General features: G+C 71.1%; 13 protein-coding genes. 6 read left to right on the top strand and 7 right to left on the bottom strand.

Going from position 1 to position 15,449, the window contains the following annotated elements:
- Nucleotides 1-3: 3 nt before the first annotated feature.
- From pcnB to FOF48_RS05865, 7 genes are all read right to left on the bottom strand, one after another.
- Nucleotides 4-1,725, bottom strand: coding sequence for a polynucleotide adenylyltransferase PcnB (gene pcnB / locus FOF48_RS05835; protein WP_143899174.1), 1,722 nt, complete (start codon nucleotides 1,723-1,725; stop codon nucleotides 4-6).
- A 422-nt stretch (nucleotides 1,726-2,147) separates the two neighbouring features.
- Nucleotides 2,148-3,197 carry a phosphatase domain-containing protein gene (locus FOF48_RS05840; protein ID WP_143899175.1) on the bottom strand — a complete coding sequence of 350 codons (1,050 nt, stop codon included), beginning with the start codon at nucleotides 3,195-3,197 and terminating at the stop codon, nucleotides 2,148-2,150.
- A complete protein-coding gene (gene plsX, locus FOF48_RS05845; protein WP_143899176.1) occupies nucleotides 3,194-4,228 on the bottom strand; it encodes a phosphate acyltransferase PlsX in 1,035 nt (344 codons plus the stop codon). The genes FOF48_RS05840 and plsX overlap by 4 nt, the downstream gene beginning before the upstream one ends.
- A gap of 10 nt (nucleotides 4,229-4,238) precedes the next feature.
- On the bottom strand, nucleotides 4,239-5,537 hold the full coding sequence (locus tag FOF48_RS05850) for an MFS transporter (protein ID WP_143899177.1): 1,299 nt from the start codon (nucleotides 5,535-5,537) through the stop codon (nucleotides 4,239-4,241).
- Nucleotides 5,538-5,647: 110 nt separating this feature from the next.
- Complete coding sequence (gltC, locus tag FOF48_RS05855) at nucleotides 5,648-7,675, bottom strand: adventurous gliding motility protein GltC (RefSeq protein ID WP_186001807.1); 2,028 nt, start codon at nucleotides 7,673-7,675, stop codon at nucleotides 5,648-5,650.
- 5 nt (nucleotides 7,676-7,680) lie between these two features.
- Nucleotides 7,681-8,556 carry an outer membrane beta-barrel domain-containing protein gene (locus FOF48_RS05860; RefSeq protein WP_143899179.1) on the bottom strand — a complete coding sequence of 292 codons (876 nt, stop codon included), beginning with the start codon at nucleotides 8,554-8,556 and terminating at the stop codon, nucleotides 7,681-7,683.
- The gene (locus FOF48_RS05865; protein WP_143899247.1) at nucleotides 8,553-9,380 is read right to left on the bottom strand and encodes an outer membrane beta-barrel domain-containing protein; all 828 of its coding nucleotides are present in this window, start codon (nucleotides 9,378-9,380) and stop codon (nucleotides 8,553-8,555) included. The genes FOF48_RS05860 and FOF48_RS05865 overlap by 4 nt, the downstream gene beginning before the upstream one ends.
- A gap of 268 nt (nucleotides 9,381-9,648) precedes the next feature.
- Between FOF48_RS05865 and cglC the strand changes: the two genes are divergently transcribed.
- The 6 genes from cglC (at nucleotide 9,649) to FOF48_RS05895 (ending at nucleotide 15,353) form a co-directional block, all read left to right on the top strand.
- Entirely contained in the window at nucleotides 9,649-10,155 is a 507-nt protein-coding gene (gene cglC / locus FOF48_RS05870; protein WP_143899180.1) for an adventurous gliding motility lipoprotein CglC, read from the top strand.
- Nucleotides 10,156-10,257: 102 nt separating this feature from the next.
- Nucleotides 10,258-11,697, top strand: a complete 1,440-nt coding sequence (locus tag FOF48_RS05875) for a VWA domain-containing protein (protein WP_143899181.1) — start codon at nucleotides 10,258-10,260, stop codon at nucleotides 11,695-11,697.
- Between the two features lie 231 nt (nucleotides 11,698-11,928).
- Nucleotides 11,929-12,432: a 5-(carboxyamino)imidazole ribonucleotide mutase gene (purE, locus tag FOF48_RS05880; RefSeq protein ID WP_186001799.1), complete on the top strand. Its 504-nt coding sequence runs from the start codon at nucleotides 11,929-11,931 to the stop codon at nucleotides 12,430-12,432.
- Nucleotides 12,429-13,571 carry a 5-(carboxyamino)imidazole ribonucleotide synthase gene (gene purK, locus FOF48_RS05885; RefSeq protein WP_143899183.1) on the top strand — a complete coding sequence of 381 codons (1,143 nt, stop codon included), beginning with the start codon at nucleotides 12,429-12,431 and terminating at the stop codon, nucleotides 13,569-13,571. The genes purE and purK overlap by 4 nt, the downstream gene beginning before the upstream one ends.
- Before the next feature lie 5 nt (nucleotides 13,572-13,576).
- The gene (gene ybaK / locus FOF48_RS05890; RefSeq protein ID WP_143899184.1) at nucleotides 13,577-14,053 is read left to right on the top strand and encodes a Cys-tRNA(Pro) deacylase; all 477 of its coding nucleotides are present in this window, start codon (nucleotides 13,577-13,579) and stop codon (nucleotides 14,051-14,053) included.
- A gap of 67 nt (nucleotides 14,054-14,120) precedes the next feature.
- Nucleotides 14,121-15,353, top strand: coding sequence for a hypothetical protein (locus FOF48_RS05895; RefSeq protein WP_143899185.1), 1,233 nt, complete (start codon nucleotides 14,121-14,123; stop codon nucleotides 15,351-15,353).
- The last annotated feature ends 96 nt before the right edge of the window (nucleotides 15,354-15,449 follow it).

Here is a 15,449-nt window from a genome sequence, read left to right on the forward strand (position 1 = left end):
GAACTATCCTTCGCCCGCGTCGGAGCCCGAGGAGGCCGGACGCTCCGCGCCCGAACCGTTGCCCTCGCCGCTCCCACTGCCGGTGCGACGCCGACGGCGGCGGCGGCGCTTGCGGCGGGGGCCTTCGGAGTCCCCGGCGTTGGCCCCGGCGCGCGGCGGCGGCACCTCTCCGGCCTGCCACGCGTCCAGCGCCTCGCGCCCCTCGCCCGTCGCCTCCACCGTCATCGCGAAGACGGCCAGCGCCTCGTTGAAGAGCGGGTGGCGGCGGAAGGCGCCCGTCTTCTTGCGGCGCTCCCCGGACAGCGTGCGCTGCATCAGGAGCAGCATGCGGCAGCGCTCGGCGATGCGGCGCGGCAGCCTCGCGGCCTCCACGAAGCCCGCGAGCAGGTCCTCGATGACGCGCGACACGGACGCGCGGCCCTCGTCCTGCGACTCCTCCGCGGGCGGCTGCGCGCGGCTGATGGGCACCAGCAGCGTCGCCAGCAGGATCGCGTCGTCCAGCACCTCGCCCGCCGACACGCGCTTATCCAGCGCCTGCGCGAAGGCGTAGAAGGTCTTCTCCCCCTCCTTGCCGTGCACCCGCAGGTACTCGTCCACCGGCGGCAGGAGCAGCTTCAGCGCGTCCAGCGCCGCCAGCAGCTTCAGCGCCGGGGCGGACACCCCGCCGCGGATGAGGCGGAAGGTCTCCTCCAGGAGGCGCGCGGGCGCGCAGCGCGGCAGGTCCTCCACCGCGCCCTCCATCGCCGCGTACGTGCGCGACTCGATGTCCAGGTCCAGCTTCGCCGCGAAGCGCACCGCGCGCAGGATGCGCACCGGGTCCTCGCGCATGCGGATCTCCGGGTCGCCAATCGTCCGGATGAAGCGCTCATCCAGGTCGCGCCGTCCGCGCACGTAGTCGATGACCCGGCCTTCGCTCGCGTCGTAGAACAGGCCGTTGATGGTGAAGTCGCGGCGGCGCGCGTCCTGCTGCGCCGTGCCGAAGACGTTGTCGTGGGTGATGAGCAGGTCTTCGCCGCCCTGCCCCTCGTCCGCCCCCGGCGCCGGCTCCAGCTCCGTCGGGTTGGCGCGGAAGGTGGACACCTCCACGATCTTCCCGCCCTTGAAGTAGACGTGCGCCAGCCGGAAGCGCCGTCCGATGAGGCGGCAGTTGCGGAAGATGGCGCGCACCTCGCCCGGGTGGGCGCTGGTGGCCACGTCGAAGTCCTTTGGCTTGCGCCCCAGGAGCAGGTCGCGCACACAGCCGCCCACCAGGTACGCCTGGTGCCCGTGCTGGTGCAGCCGCAGGACGACCTTGAGCGCGTCCGGATCCATCTCGTCCGGGTCGATCTCCGCAGGCTCGCCCGTGCGCGTGGTGGTGGGCGCCTGCAGCTCCGGCTCGTTCGCGGCGGGCTCCGGCTCCGGCTCCAGGATGACGGCCTCGGGCTCCTCGGCCTCCTCCCCCGCCTCGGCGGCGGCCTGGGCATCCTCGGCCTCGGCGGCCTTCAGGGCTTCGGTGGCGCGCTGGATTTCATCGCTCACCTCGGGCTCGGCCGGGCCAGCGTCCTCGGTGTCGTCATCGTCGTCGAACCCGTCGTCGTCCCCCGCATCCGCGGAGTAGGAGGGCTCGGAAGGGGCCTCGAGGGCCCGGGAAGGGGTTTCGTGTTCGCTGGGGCGCTCGGAGGAGTCCGCCGACGCAGGGGTCGCGGTGCGCTCCTCCTGGCCCGTCAGGTCCAGGGGGGAAGACATGGAAAGAACCTCGTGCGCGGCTCCGGGGCCCTCCGCCGCTGCCGCCTCGAAGGAGGCCTTTCCGCGCGCGTCGTCTCCGGGCGCGGCTGGCAGCGTTCCGCCAGGGGGCGGGGGATGGGTCGGGTCTCGCGTCATTCGCCTCGGAAGGGACAGCCGTCTAGCACGCATCCTCCCACCCATGGGGGTCGCGCTTAAGGACATTCTTCAGGGACATCCGGGGTCCGCCAGGGCCCCCCGCCCGCCCGCCGGGCGCCTGGAACGTCCCAGGCTCCGGAAAAACGCCCCGCTGCCCATCGAAGGCGCTTCCATTGGATAACACCCCGCCCACGCACATGCCGGCCAGGGGCCCGCCATCCAGAGGCCCCGGCCGACGGGACGCCCCCCAGGCGGGCAGGCACCCGGCCCCCTGCGCCCGGCGTCCTTCAGGACGTCGGCGGCTTCAGGGTGCGGCCCTTGTGGGTCCGAGGCAGCGCGTGGGAGATGAGCGACACGTAGTCCACCGCCTGGACGCGCGGCGGGGGGGGCTGGGTGCCCAGCGCGGCCAGGCGCTTGCTGAACGCGGCCAGGATGTCCGGCATGGGGCGCATGGCCTTGAGCAGCGCGTTGGGCCCCTCCATCGCCTGGGACAGCGCGATGGCCGCCTGCTGCAGCGGCAGCCCGCGCCGGAGCAGGTCCTGGAACGAGTTCGACAGCGTGATGATGTTGTGCCCCGCCGTCTGCACCATCTCCACGGCGATCTTCAGCACCTGCGGCGCCGTGAGGTGGCCGTCCGCCAGCAGCACCAGCGCCGCCTGGAAGTAGTTGAAGATGGGCACCACGCGCGGGCCATAGGGCGTGAAGTGCGCGGGCGGGGTCAGCCGGTCCAGGTGGATGAAGATGCGCCGCACCGGGTCCGCGATGGGGATCTTCTTCCACGCCTCCTGCACCCGCGCGGCGTCGTCCGGGTACACCCCGCCCGCCTCCAGCACCTGCGACAGCACGCGCTCGTCCACGCGGCCCGCGATGAGGTCCGCGTAGAGCGAATAGATGAACGCGTCCGCCTCCGCGTCGTCCCCGAAGAGGACCTCCTCGGCCTCCACCGGCGCGTTGACGCGGCTCTCCAGGATGGCCGGCAGCTTGTAGCCCACCTGCCCCCGGAGCGCCCGGAAGCGCCCGCGCAGCAGGTTGCCCACGTTGTCCTTGAGGACGAACTCATCCCACTGGACGCCGTCCAGCTTGAGCTTCTCCTCCAGCACCGCGCGCATCTGCTTGGGGCTGCCGGACACGATGCACAGCCGCGAGTCGCCCTGCTCGGCCAGCTCGCGGATGAGCGCGGACGCCCCCGGCACGGCGACCTTCTCATGGGCCTTCTGGAAGGCGGTGCGGAACAGGTCGCGCAGCGACTCGAAGTCCGTCTGGAGGTACGTCTTGTCCAGGTCCCACCGGTAGATGCGGCGGGGGGGACGCGGGTCGATGCGGTCCGGCAGGCTCACCGCGCGAGACCCTCCTGGATGGCGGTGCCCAGCTCGTTCGCCACCGCCTTCGCCGCCACCTTGCCCGCGTTCGCGATGGCGCGCGCCTTGGAGCGGCCGTGCGCCTTGATGAAGATGCGGTCGAACCCGAGGATGGGCGCGCCGCCGTACTGCTCCCAGTCCGTGATGTCCTTGAGCCGGTCGATGCCACTCGACAGCATGGCCAGGCCCGCCCGCCAGCGCAGGCTCTCCTTGTAGGCGTACTGGGCCAGCTCCATCACCGTGTCGTGCACGCCCTCCAGCATCTTCAGGCACACGTTGCCCACGAAGCCGTCCGTCACGATGACGTCCACCGTGCCGCGCGGAATGTCGATGCCCTCCACGTTCCCCGTGAAGTTGAGCCCCGACATCTGGGACAGCCGCTGGTGCGCCTCCACCACGCGCGGGGGGCCCTTCTGCGGCTCGACGCCGTTGGACAGCAGCGCCACCTTGGGCCGCTCGTTGCGGGAGATGATGCGCGCATAGGCGCTGCCCATCACGGCGAACGCCACCAGGTCCTCCGCGGTGGCCTCCACCGTGGCGCCCACGTCGAGGATGAGGCTGAACGGATCCTGCTTCGCGCCGCGCACGCCCCGCGTCGGGTACACCGTGGCCAGCGCCGCGCGGCGCACGCCGGGAATCAGCTGGAAGTGGCGCTTGCACGCGAGCACGCCCGCGCCCGTGTTGCCCGCGGACACCAGCGCGTGCGCCTCTCCCTCGGCCACCAGCCGGGCGGCCACCGCCACGGAGGACTCGGGTTTGCGCGCCAGCGCCTCGCCGGGCTTCTCGTCCATGCCCACGTAGTCGCCCGCGTGGTGCACGGAGATGCGCTCCCCGTTGTGCTTGATGCCCGCCAGGGCCTCGTCGATGACCGGCCGGTCCCCCACGAGCAACGCGTGGATGTGCGGAGACTCCAGCGAAAGCTGGGCGGCGCCTCGCACCACCTCAACCGGGCCGTGATCGCTCCCCATCACGTCGAACGCGATGGTGATGTGCTGCGGCTTGCCCACCATGGTCCCCATCCTATGAGCTTTGTTCCGCGCCCGCTCCCGACATTCTCACCTGAGTGACCAGTGACAGTGCCAAAAGTCCACCCAACGCCACCAACACCGCGCCCGTCCCGTAGGGGGCCGCCGGGCCCAGCCGGGTGAAGAGCAGCCCGCCCAGCGCCGGCCCGACGATGCGGCCCAGCGACCCGCTCGCCTGGTACGCGCCCAGCACCGCCCCCTGGCGCTCGGAGGGCGCGTGCAGGGACACCAGCGCGGACAGGCACGGCGTGACGAGCGCGGACCCCACCGCCAGCAGCCCCATCACCGGGAACAGCCACCCGTACGACGGGGCCACCGGCAGGAGCGCCAGCCCCGCCGCCGTCAGGCCGAACCCCACCACGGCCACCGGGGCCTCCCGCCCTCCCCTCCCCCCCGCCCCGTCGGACGGCCCGTGCGCGGGCGCCACCAGGCGGCGCACCAGCCCGCCCTGCACCAGCGCGGACAGCACCCCCACCACCGCGAAGAGCGCCCCGGAGCGCAGGCTGGCCTCCCTGAGGGTGGCCGCGTCCGGCAGCGCCGCGTGCACCAGCCACCCGCCCTCCAGCGGCACCGGCCCGGACGACAGGAAGCGCGTCAAGAGGTACACGGAGAAGGTGCCCTCCATCTGCGCGAAGGCCACCGTGTAGAGCAGCACCAGCACCACGCACCGGCCCACGACGGGCAGCGTCATCACGGCCGTGGCGCCCTTCATGGAGCGCACGGTGGCGGACGGCGACCCGGCGTGGCGCGTCTCCGGGAGGAAGAACCAGGTGTTGAGCAGGTTGAGCGCGGACAGCCCCGCCGCGAACAGCCCGATGGCGAGGTTGCCGCCCCACGCCCCCAGGATGCCGCCCAGCGCCGGCCCCAGCACGAAGCCCAGGCCGAACGCCGCGCCGATGATGCCCATGCCCCGCGCGCGCTCGTGCGGCTTCGTGATGTCCGCCACCACCGCCTGCGCCGTGGACACGTTGCCCCCGGACACGCCGTCGATGACGCGCGACAGGAACAGCAGCGGCAGCGTGTGCGCGAAGGCGAACAGCACGTAGCCCAGGAGCGACCCCACCTGGGACACCAGCAGCACCGGCCGCCGGCCGAACCGGTCCGACAGCCGCCCCATCACCGGCGCCGCCACCAGCTGCATCAGCGAATACACCGCGACGAGCAGCCCCACCGCGAACGGCGACGCGCCAAAGCGCACGCCGTACACCCCCAGCTGGGGAATCAGGATGCCGAACCCGATGAGATCCAGGACGGCGATGCCGAACACCACCCGCAGCGACGCCTCCCGAGCCACCCTCGAACTCCCCTCGTCCTGAAGGACCGTTGAAAAAGACAAAACCGCCGGAGCGCACGTGCAGGGCGCTCCGGCGGGCCGGGAAGAATCCCACTGTCAGCCGAAGGCGTCTACATCGCCTCCGCGGACTGGATGTTGCGGTTGGCCGTGTCGCGCTCGATGCAGCCCTTGGTCAGGGTGTACTGGTACGTGCCCAGCTCGTCGCGCCAGTACTCGCCCTCGTACGGCCAGTAGAGCTGGTCGTCCTGCACCGCCACGGAGTACTTGTACTTCTTGACGATGGCCGTGCGGCCGCCCGCCTTGAGCTGCTCCTCCAGGAACTCCTTCTCCTTGGTGGTCGTCTCGAACTTGATGCGCAGGCCGTTGGCGAGCAGCAGCTTGAGCGCGCCCAGCTCCGTCTCCAGCTTGCCCTTGGCCATGATGCCGGCCTTGGCGATGAGGCTGGTGCGCTGGACCTTCAGGCCCTCCAGCAGCTGCTTGGTCAGCTCCGAGTACTTGAACGTGTCGCCCTTGTTGGAGAACAGGTCCATCTCGCCTTCGAGCTCCAGGATGGAGTCGTTGGTCTTCTTCAGGTCCTGGTCCGTGAGGGCCAGCCGCAGGATGCGCTCCAGCAGCACGTCCGTGCCGTTCTTCTCCAGGCCGTCCTTGTTCTTCTTCTGCACCTCGGCGAGCACCGTGTAGTACTCGCTCGCGTCCATGTTCTTCTTCACGAGCGCGTCCAGCTCGTCGTGCACGGGCAGGTAGGTGCGCTCGAAGTCCTGGAGGATGAGGTTGGACTCCCGGTAGCGGCAGTTCTCGTAATAGATGACCGCCTTGAGGATGAGCGCCTCCGGGAAGTACTCCTCGCGGAAGAAGGGCGACGACAGGGTGATGAGGTTGCCCAGCGCCTGCTCGTACTGGCCGATGCGGTAGTTGGCCCAGGAGGACTCGAAGAGGGCCTCCAGCCACTGCGTGTTCCCGCGCTCCACCTTGTTCAGATAGAAGATGGAGAAGCGGTTCTGCTGCATGCCGTAGTGCGTGCGCGCCAGCTGCATGAAGGCCAGCTCGCGCAGCGACTTGTCCAGCTTCGCCTGCTCGCCGGTGCGGCCCACCATGGGACGGGTGAGGCGCACCACCTCCTTCATCGCCTCCACCGACGCCAGCACGTCCGTGTTGCCGCGCTTGAGCGCCGCGTCCTTGTTGCGCGTGCCGTTGCGGAAGAAGGCCAGGCCCTCCAGGTACTTCGCGCGCGGGTAGAACACATCCGTGCGCGGGATGGTCAGCGCCAGGCGCTTCACTTCCTCGAAGGACTTGTCCGCGTTGTCCATCTGGCCCACCTGGTCCAGCGCGCGGCCACGCACGAAGTGGTAGCGCGCCAGCAGGTAGCGGAACTCGTTGCGGAACTTCTCCGGGAACTCGTAGTTCGCGTACCGGGCGATCTCATCCAGGATGACCGTCTCGTTCTGCGTCTTGCGGCTGATGAAGAACAGCCACTCCAGGCTCGACTTGAAGAACTTCGTGGACGGGCCCGCCGCGAGGATCTTCGAGAACTCGCCCAGCGACGAGTGGTACAGCCCCATGCGGTAGAGCGCCTTGGCCAGCACGTAGCGCGCCTCGACGTGCAGGCCCTGGAGCTTCGCGTCCCCCAGGAGCTCGTGCGAGGCCATGGCGGCCTTCTCGTACTCGTCGTTCTTGAACAGCGAGATGGCCGCGTCCAGGCGCTGGCGGTCCGCCGTCTTGCCGGACACGTCCACCGCGTCGAACGTCATCGTGGGCGCGGGCGGCTTGTCGTTGTCGCCCGTGAGGTCCAGGCCCAGGCCCGGGCTGCCCTGGGGAGCGGGCTTCGACGCGGGCGAGGACTTCGCCGCGGGAGTGCCCGACACGGGAGAAGGGGTGACGGCGCTGGGCGGCGTGGCGGGGTTGCCCGCGGGGGCCGCGGTGCTGGAGGAGGCGTTGCCCTCGGTGTCCTCCGCCGGCGCGGCCGTCTTGCCCTTGCCGCGCTTGGTGGAGGTCTTCTTCTTGGCCGAGGACGAACCCTTCTTCTTCTTCTTGGACTGCCCCGAGAGGTCCAGTCCTTCGAAGGACTGCGCCAGCGTGGGGGCCGTGTACGCGAGCGAGAGCCCGAGGACGGCGAGGCGGAGGAACCGGTGGGTGCGCATCATGCTTAGGAACCGGAGGGGAAGAAGAAGGACAGGCCCAGCTCGAACAGGATCTGGTTGCGGAGATAGTTGGGCGTCGGCTCCCGGCCCTTCTCCACGTAGATGAGGTCGCGCAGCTCCGTGCGCAGCGTCATCCAGCGGTTGAAGAAGAAGCGCAGGCCCACGCCCACGTTGCCGCCGCCCGTGAGGTACGCCTTGCTGCCCGCGACCGGGGTCCCGTCCACGAGCGACGTCGCCGGGCCCTTGTACTGGATGACCGACGCGCCAACGACGCCGTACATGTCGAAGTGGACGAACTTCTCCGCCAGCAGGGACAGCTTTCCGTAGATGGGCGCCCACTGGACGTCCAGGCCGCCCATCAGCGTGAGCTGGCCCGGGGCCCGCCCGTCCAGCTCAGCGCGGGTGGGCGCGCGGCAGCCGCGGGTGTCGCCCGCCTCGCCTTCGGTGAAGGTGCAGATCTGCGCGGAGCCCGCCACGCTGTTCAGCGCGTAGCCAGCGCGCAGGCCCACGCCCAGCGTCTCCATGGGGAAGTACGTCACGGTGCCGCCAAAGACGTACTTCTTGTAGAACGCGTCGCGGATGGTGACGGACGCGGAGGGGCTGATTTCGAACCGGCCCTTCTTGAGGAACATGTGGCCGGACACCGGCCGGATGCGCTCGCGAAGGGGCCCCAGGGCGTCCTTGTCGACCTCGGACACGTCGCCGGCTTCCTCCTCCTGGGAGGTGTTCGGCGGCTGCGAATTGGCGGCGGTCTTCGGAGCGGGCGCCGGAGCCGGGGTGGCGGGGCCGGCCGCGGCCGGCGCGGGCGCCGGGTCGGCGGCGCTGGCGAGCGCGGGCACACCCGCGCACAGTGTCAGGAGCAGGCGGACGGCGGGCTTCATTCGGAATCCCTCCCCGTCGAGTGCAGCGGCAGGAAGATGGAGATGCCCGCGTTGAGGGTCATGACGTTCTGGATGGCGCCCTTGCTGCTGCCCAGGGGCTGATCCACATAGGAGGTGTTGATGAGGGCCACGTTGACGGCCAGGTAGTCCTTGGTGACGAACCGCATGCCCAGGCCCAGGTCCGCGGCCGGGTTGAGGCCGCGATCAGGCAGCGCGGAGGTCTCCGTCTTCACCACGCCCAGTCCGCCCAGCAGGTAGCCGTCGAAGTGGAGGATGGAGTTGAGGAACGACACCTTGCCGTAGAGCGGCGCCCACTCGATGTCGCCCATCGCGGACCACTGCGGCACGGAGTTGTAGATCTTGCTGTTGAAGGTGCGCTTCGCCGTGCGGACATCATCCGACGGCACCACCTGCATCAGCGACCCGCGCGCGGAGATGGCCAGCGTGTCCGCCAGGTACCAGGCGCCCCGCAGCGAACCGCCCACCTTCGAATAGAAGGGGTCGTTCACGGAGATGCTCACGAGCGGCGTGAGCTCGAACCGGTGCTTCTTCAGGTACACCTTGCGCTGCACGCTCTTCACCCGGTCATCCTGGGTGATGTCCGTGAGCGGCATCAGCGCCTCGGGCGGTATCTCCTTCACCGTCGTGGCGGCAGGCGGCGACGCGGGGCGGGCTTCGTCGTCCGGCGGCGGCGCGGGGTTCTCTGCGGGAGGTTTGGCCTGGGCGTCCTCGGTCAGATCGAGGCCCATGCCTTCCTGGTTCTGGGCGAGGGCCAGCGCGGGCCACATCAGGCTCAGCGCAAGCAGCAGCGTGGGGCGGTTCAAGTCCGGGCGCTCCGTGGGGGGAGGGAACGTACTGCCACCGGAAGGCAGCATGACATCAGCCGCCCCATCCTATCGGCCGTATTCCCAACCATCAACCGCCTCGACGCGCCTGTCTCCTCTGTAATCCTCCGGTATCCCTTCACAATTCCACCCCACTCGCGTACCGCGGGTCAGGGGTTGGAGTGAGGAGACGCTGTGCTACCGTTTCCGCGTTCCGGGCGTCGTCATCCCCCAAGCCCCGCATCCCTCCCTTCTAGAGGTCTCAACGATGTTCGTGCGATCCGCGCTCTTCCTGTCCGCCGTCCTCCTGATGGGGGGCTGCGACGTCACCACCGAGTTGGGCAAGCCGTGCCGTCTGGTGCGCAAGGCCACGGCCGATGAGCAGGCGCAGGGCCCCACCAAGTTCGTGGAGATCCAGGAGAAGGACATCGCGGCGGATCAGGACTTCATCTCCTTTGGCGCGCTGGACTGCGAGGACCTCATCTGCGTGCGCGATGACTCGAGCCCCCGCAGCGAGGACCCGCAGGCGGTGGCGCTGGGCTACTGCAGCAAGGAGTGCGTGCAGGGCACCACCACGGGCTGCGACATCACCCGCACCGTCGACGACGTGCAGGCGGGCCTCAAGGACCGCATGACGTGCCGGCCCCTGCTCCTGGACCAGGCGACGCTGGACGCCATCCGCGTGGCGGACGAGACCTACTACCGGCGCACCTTCGGCGAGAACAACTCGCCCTACTTCTGCGCGGGCGCGACGCCGGCCTCGCAGGGCACCTGAACGGCGCACTGAACAGTCGCCTCGCGCGAAAGGGTTAGACCTTTTCGCGCACCCCGTACGTAAAGGCAGGGCCCGCGTCTCACACGCCTTCGGAGCCCAGCCATGAATCGTACGGTCCTGTTCCTCGCCCTGGCCGGCGGCCTCGCCCTCACCGCGCTGGTGCTGGGCATGCCCCGGGGGGGCGGCACGCAACCCACGCCCCAGGTCGTCGTCACGACGCCGACCCCGACCCCGCCCTCCCCGCCCGTCCCCGTGGGGCCCCGGTCGTCCTCGGGCAGCCTCCAGGTGACGAGCCGGCTGTCGCACCCGTACGTGCCGGTGGGCCCGTCGGAGATGTACGTGACGGTGGACCTCACCGGCGCGGAGGTGCCCGGCGCGAAGCGCAGCCCCGTGAACCTGGCCGTCGTCATCGACCGGTCCGGGTCCATGAGCGGCTACAAGCTCCAGCAGGCGAAGCAGGCCGCGCGGCACCTGGTGACGCTGCTGCGCGACGAGGACCGGCTGGCCATCGTGCACTACGGCTCGGATGTGAAGAGCCTCCCGTCGCTGCCGGCGACCGCGAGCAACCGCGAGCGGATGATGCAGTTCATCGACGGCATCTGGGATGACGGCGGCACCAACATCAGCGCGGGCCTGAGCGTGGGCCGCACGCAGCTGGCCTCCGCCATGGGGGGCGAGGCCCGCGTCCACCGCCTCATCCTGATGAGCGACGGCCAGCCCACGGAGGGCGTGTCGGACGCGGAGGGCCTGAAGAACGTGGTGAAGGACATCCGCGCCTCCGGCATCACGGTGAGCTCCATTGGCGTGGGCACCGACTTCAACGAGGACCTGATGCAGGCGTTCGCCGAGTACGGCGCCGGCGCGTACGGCTTCCTGGAGGACGCGAGCAAGCTGTCCACCCTCTTCCAGCGCGACCTGCAGCAGGCCACCACCGCGGTGGCGCGCAACGTGGAGCTGTCGTTCGAGCTGCCCCCCGGAACGAGCCTGGACGAGGTGCTGGGCTACCGCGCGCACCAGGCCGGCAACACCGTGCGCGTGGCGCTGCCGGACTTCTCCGCGGGCCAGTCCGAGCGCGTGGTGGCGCGGCTCCACGTGACGGGCACGGCGCCGGGCCAGTCCGTGCAGGTGGCCGGGCTGCGGGTCGCCTACACCGACCTGCTCGTGCAGAAGAACGTGGAGGACGCGTCCACGCTGGCCGCGGTGGCCACCGACGTGCAGGAGGAGGTGGCGCGGCGCCAGGACAAGGAGGCCACGGTGTACGCGGCCCGGGCCCGCAGCGCGCAGAACCTCCAGAAGGCCGCGGAGGCGATGAGCCAGGGCCGGAAGGACGAGGCGAAGGGCTACCTCAGCCAGAACCAGGTGCTCTTCCAGGAGGCGGGCGCCGTGGCGGGCGCCGCGGCGGTGGCCGCGGACCAGGCCGACCAGGCCCGCGCGATGAAGGAATACGACGACGCGGAGACGGAGGAGGCCCAGCGGGCCGCGGTGAAGAGCAGCAAGGTGAAGGCGCTCAAGAGCTTCGGCCGCATGGGCTCCACGTACTGACGCACGAAGGTCTCTCCAGAGCGGGCCCCGCCGTCACGCGAACGTGACGGCGGGGCCTTGGCGTCTGGAAACCCAGGGGCAGGAGGGGGCGGCGCTCGGTCCCCCGCCCTCCGGGTGGCGCGAAGGGGCATCTTCGCGGTTGACCCGAGGAATCGCGTGGCCCTATCTCCGCGTTCTTCCAGGCTTCACTCCCTGGAACACGGAAGCGGCGCACTGGAGGCGCGAGACAGCATGGCGGCGAGCGCGAGCACCCCGTGGGTTGGGGTCATCATGGGCGGCAGAAGCGACCTCGAACACCTGCAACCGGCGATCGACATCCTCGCCGAGCTGCGCATCCCGCATGAGGTGCGCATCGTGTCCGCGCACCGCACCCCGGACTGGATGATGGAGTACGCGTCCACCGCGGAGGGGCGCGGCCTGTCCGTCATCATCGCCGCGGCGGGCGGCGCGGCGCACCTGCCCGGAATGGTGTCCAGCAAGACGCTGCTGCCCGTGCTGGGCGTGCCCATGCCCACCACGGTGCTCTCCGGCTTCGACGCGCTGCTCTCCATCGTGCAGATGCCCAAGGGCGTCCCGGTGGGCACGCAGGCCATCGGGAAGCCGGGGGCCGCCAACGCGGCGCTGCACGCGGCGGCCATCCTGGCGCTGAAGTACCCGGAGGTCCGCGAGCGGCTGGGCACGTGGCGCAAGGCGCGCACCGACGAGGTCCTGGCGCAGCGAGAGGTGGCGGGATGACGGCGCGCGTGGTGCTTCCCGGTGGGACGCTGGGCATCCTGGGCGGCGGCCAGTTGGGGCGCATGATGGCGCTCGCCGCGCGCACGCTGGGCTACCAGGTGCAGGCGTTGGATCCGGACTCGGCGTGCCCTTCGCGCTCGGTGGTGGACCGCTGCATCACCGCGTCCTTCGCCGACGCGGCGGCCGCGGAGGACCTGGCGCGCGCGTGCGACGTGGTGACGCTGGAGATTGAAAAGGTGGCGCTGTCCACGCTCAACGCGGTGGCCCGCCACGCGCCCATGCGGCCCGGCGCCTCCGTGCTGGAGGTGGTGCAGCACCGCGGCCGGCAGAAGGGCTGGCTCGCGAAGGGCGGCTTTCCGCTGGGGCCGTGGCGGGAGGCGAACTCGGAGGCGGAGCTCTCGGAGGCCATCACCGCGCTGGGCGGCAAGTGCTTCATCAAGTCCAGCGAGGGCGGCTACGACGGGCGCGGCCAGTACGAGGTGAAGCAGGCCTCCGAGGCGGGCGTCGCGTGGAAGGAGCTGGGCGAGCGCTCCGTGGTGGTGGAGGCCGCGCTGGACCTGAAGGCGGAGCTGTCCGTGCTGGTCGCCCGGGGGCCGGATGGCCAGCTGGCGGTGTACCCGCCGGCGTTCAACCACCACGAGGAGCGCATCCTCGCGTGGTCGCTTTTGCCAGGACCGCTGCCGGACGCCGTGCTGTCGCAGGCGTCGCAGGTGGCGCGCGACATCACCTCCGCGCTGAAGGTGGAGGGGCTGCTGGTGGTGGAGATGTTCCTCCTGGGCGACGGGGCGCTCCTGGTGAACGAGGTGGCGCCCCGGCCGCACAACAGCTTCCATTCGACGGAGGTGGCGTGCCTGACGAGTCAGTTCGAGCAGGCCGTGCGCGCGGTGTGCAACCTGCCCCTGGGCTCCGTGGAGGTGGTGCGCCCCGCCGCCATCGTGAACCTGCTGGGCGACCTGTGGCTGCGCGAAGGCGGCCCCCGGTTCGCGCAGGCGCTGGCGCTGCCCGGCGTCCGGCTGCACCTGTACGGCAAGCGTGACGCGCGCAAGGGCCGCAAGATGGGCCACCTGTCCGCGGTGGGGCGCACGCCCGAGGACGCGCTCGAGCGCGTGAAGGCCGCCGCCACGCTCCTGGGGATGTAACGCCCGTGAAGACGAACGCCGCCCGCCTCCTGGATTCGCTCGGCATCGCGTACACCCTGCGCGACTACGACCTGGATCCGGACGACCTGTCCGCGGAGACGGTGGCCGCCAAGGTGGGCATGCCCCCGGAGCAGGTCTTCAAGACGCTGGTGGCGAAGGGCGACCGCACCGGCGTGCTGATGGCGGTCGTGCCCGGCAACGCGGAGCTGGACCTGAAGGCCCTCGCGCGGCTCAGCGGCGACCGCAAGGTGGAGACGGTCCCGCTCAAGGAGCTGCAGCCGCTCACCGGCTACATCCGGGGCGGCGTCACCGCGCTGGGGGGCAAGAAGGACTACCCCGTCTTCGTGGATGAGACGCTGGAGCTGTTCGACGCCGTCGCCGTGTCGGCCGGGGTGCGGGGCACGCAACTGGTGCTCGCCCCCGCGGACTACCTGCGCGTGACGAAGGGCCGGACGGGACCCATCTCGCGCCCGAAGGCGTAGACCCTTTTCGCCGCCCGCGCGTTCGAAGGGACATTCCCGGCCCGAGGGCCGTTCCCGGGGTGTCCCGATGAATGCCGCCGTGTTGCAGTTCCACCACCGCGAAGCCTTCGAGCAGACCGTCACGCGCGCGCTGGCGGCAGGCGCCGGGGCGGGCCTCCTGCAGTGGCTCACCCTGCGCGTGGGCATGCCGGTGCCGCTGACGTGGCTGGTCCCCGCCGCGGTGGTGCTGGCGTGCGCCCGCGGCGACCGGTGGGACCGGGGCCTGCTCAGCGGGCTGGGGCTGCTGCTCGTGGGCCTGCCGTATGGCCTGGGCCTTTCGCCCGCGTGGACGGTGGCGACGAGCGGCGCTGCCGCCGGGGCCCTGCTGGTGCGCGCCCGCCTCAACGACCTGGGCGAGGAGGGCCAGGTGGCGGAGGCCCGCCCCACGCTCATCCACTACGGGCTGGGCAGCGTGCTGGGCGCCGGGCTCACCCTGGCGGGCGGCGTGGTGGCGAAGGTCCTGGCGGTGCGGCTGGCCTCCGTGGCCACGCCCACCTTGCTGGCCGCGGTGGTGGTGGGTGGCATCGTGGGGTTGTTCGTGGGGCTGGGGGCCATCGCCGCGCACCTGGGGCTGACGGCCGACCCGGTGGAGGCGCGCGCGGAGGAGCTGCTGCCCCAGCTGTCGGGTGACTTCCACACGCTGTCCGAGCGCGCGCTGTCGCTCTATCGGCAGTGCGGACAGTCGCTGGCGAAGCTGCCCCGGGAGCCCGCGCGCGAGGAGCTGGCCCGCACGCTGGCGCGCATCACCCGCGGCGCGGTGGAGCTGGCGTCCGAGTGGGCCGGCGTGGAGGCCCAGTTGGAGGAGCGCGCCACGGCGGAGCTGCAGGCGGAGCGGGACAGCCTGGAGCGCGGCGCGCGCGCCAGCACCGACCCGGTGGCCCGGCGGCAATTGGAGGTCGCGGCGGCGTCGCTGGCCGAGGAGGTGGAGCGGCTGGGGGGCATGCGCCAGCGCCGGGAGCGCATCCTCGCGAGGCTGCGCGCGGAGGTGGCCCTGCTGGAGCGCGCGCGCGTGTCGCTGCTGTCCTTGCGCAGCGGCCAGGCCCAGCTGAAGGCGGCGGAGCTGGCGTCGCTGGCTCGACGTTTCCGCGCCCTCTCGACCGCCCAGGGAGAGGAAGGTCAGGCGATGGACGCGGTCGCGGCGCAGGTCACGCTGACCCAGGTCGCGCCGGTGGAGGCCCCCCCGCTGGCGCCCGTGGACCCCGCGCCCCTCGCCTCGGAGGGCGCCAACATGCCGGAAACTCAACAGATTCAGGAGAAATAGGCCCCTGGGGGCTCCCCTGGACGGCCCTCTCGGGGGCCAGATGTCACCTGGTGACAAGCGTCCGTTTTGGGTCTTGGACCTGCCGTCAGGTCGGGG

This window comes from Corallococcus sp. Z5C101001 (assembly GCF_007352635.1).
GTDB classification, from domain to species: domain Bacteria; phylum Myxococcota; class Myxococcia; order Myxococcales; family Myxococcaceae; genus Corallococcus; species Corallococcus silvisoli.

What these genes read in the sequence shown, in the direction of transcription:
- purE (WP_186001799.1), top strand. Translation starts at nt 11,929, where the DNA reads ATGGCGGCGAGCGCGAGCACCCCGTGGGTTGGGGTCATCATGGGCGGC.
- pcnB (WP_143899174.1), bottom strand. Translation starts at nt 1,725, where the DNA reads ATGTCTTCCCCCCTGGACCTGACGGGCCAGGAGGAGCGCACCGCGACC.
- FOF48_RS05860 (WP_143899179.1), bottom strand. Translation starts at nt 8,556, where the DNA reads ATGAAGCCCGCCGTCCGCCTGCTCCTGACACTGTGCGCGGGTGTGCCC.
- plsX (WP_143899176.1), bottom strand. Translation starts at nt 4,228, where the DNA reads ATGGTGGGCAAGCCGCAGCACATCACCATCGCGTTCGACGTGATGGGG.
- cglC (WP_143899180.1), top strand. Translation starts at nt 9,649, where the DNA reads ATGTTCGTGCGATCCGCGCTCTTCCTGTCCGCCGTCCTCCTGATGGGG.
- FOF48_RS05895 (WP_143899185.1), top strand. Translation starts at nt 14,121, where the DNA reads ATGAATGCCGCCGTGTTGCAGTTCCACCACCGCGAAGCCTTCGAGCAG.
- purK (WP_143899183.1), top strand. Translation starts at nt 12,429, where the DNA reads ATGACGGCGCGCGTGGTGCTTCCCGGTGGGACGCTGGGCATCCTGGGC.
- FOF48_RS05875 (WP_143899181.1), top strand. Translation starts at nt 10,258, where the DNA reads ATGAATCGTACGGTCCTGTTCCTCGCCCTGGCCGGCGGCCTCGCCCTC.
- gltC (WP_186001807.1), bottom strand. Translation starts at nt 7,675, where the DNA reads ATGCGCACCCACCGGTTCCTCCGCCTCGCCGTCCTCGGGCTCTCGCTC.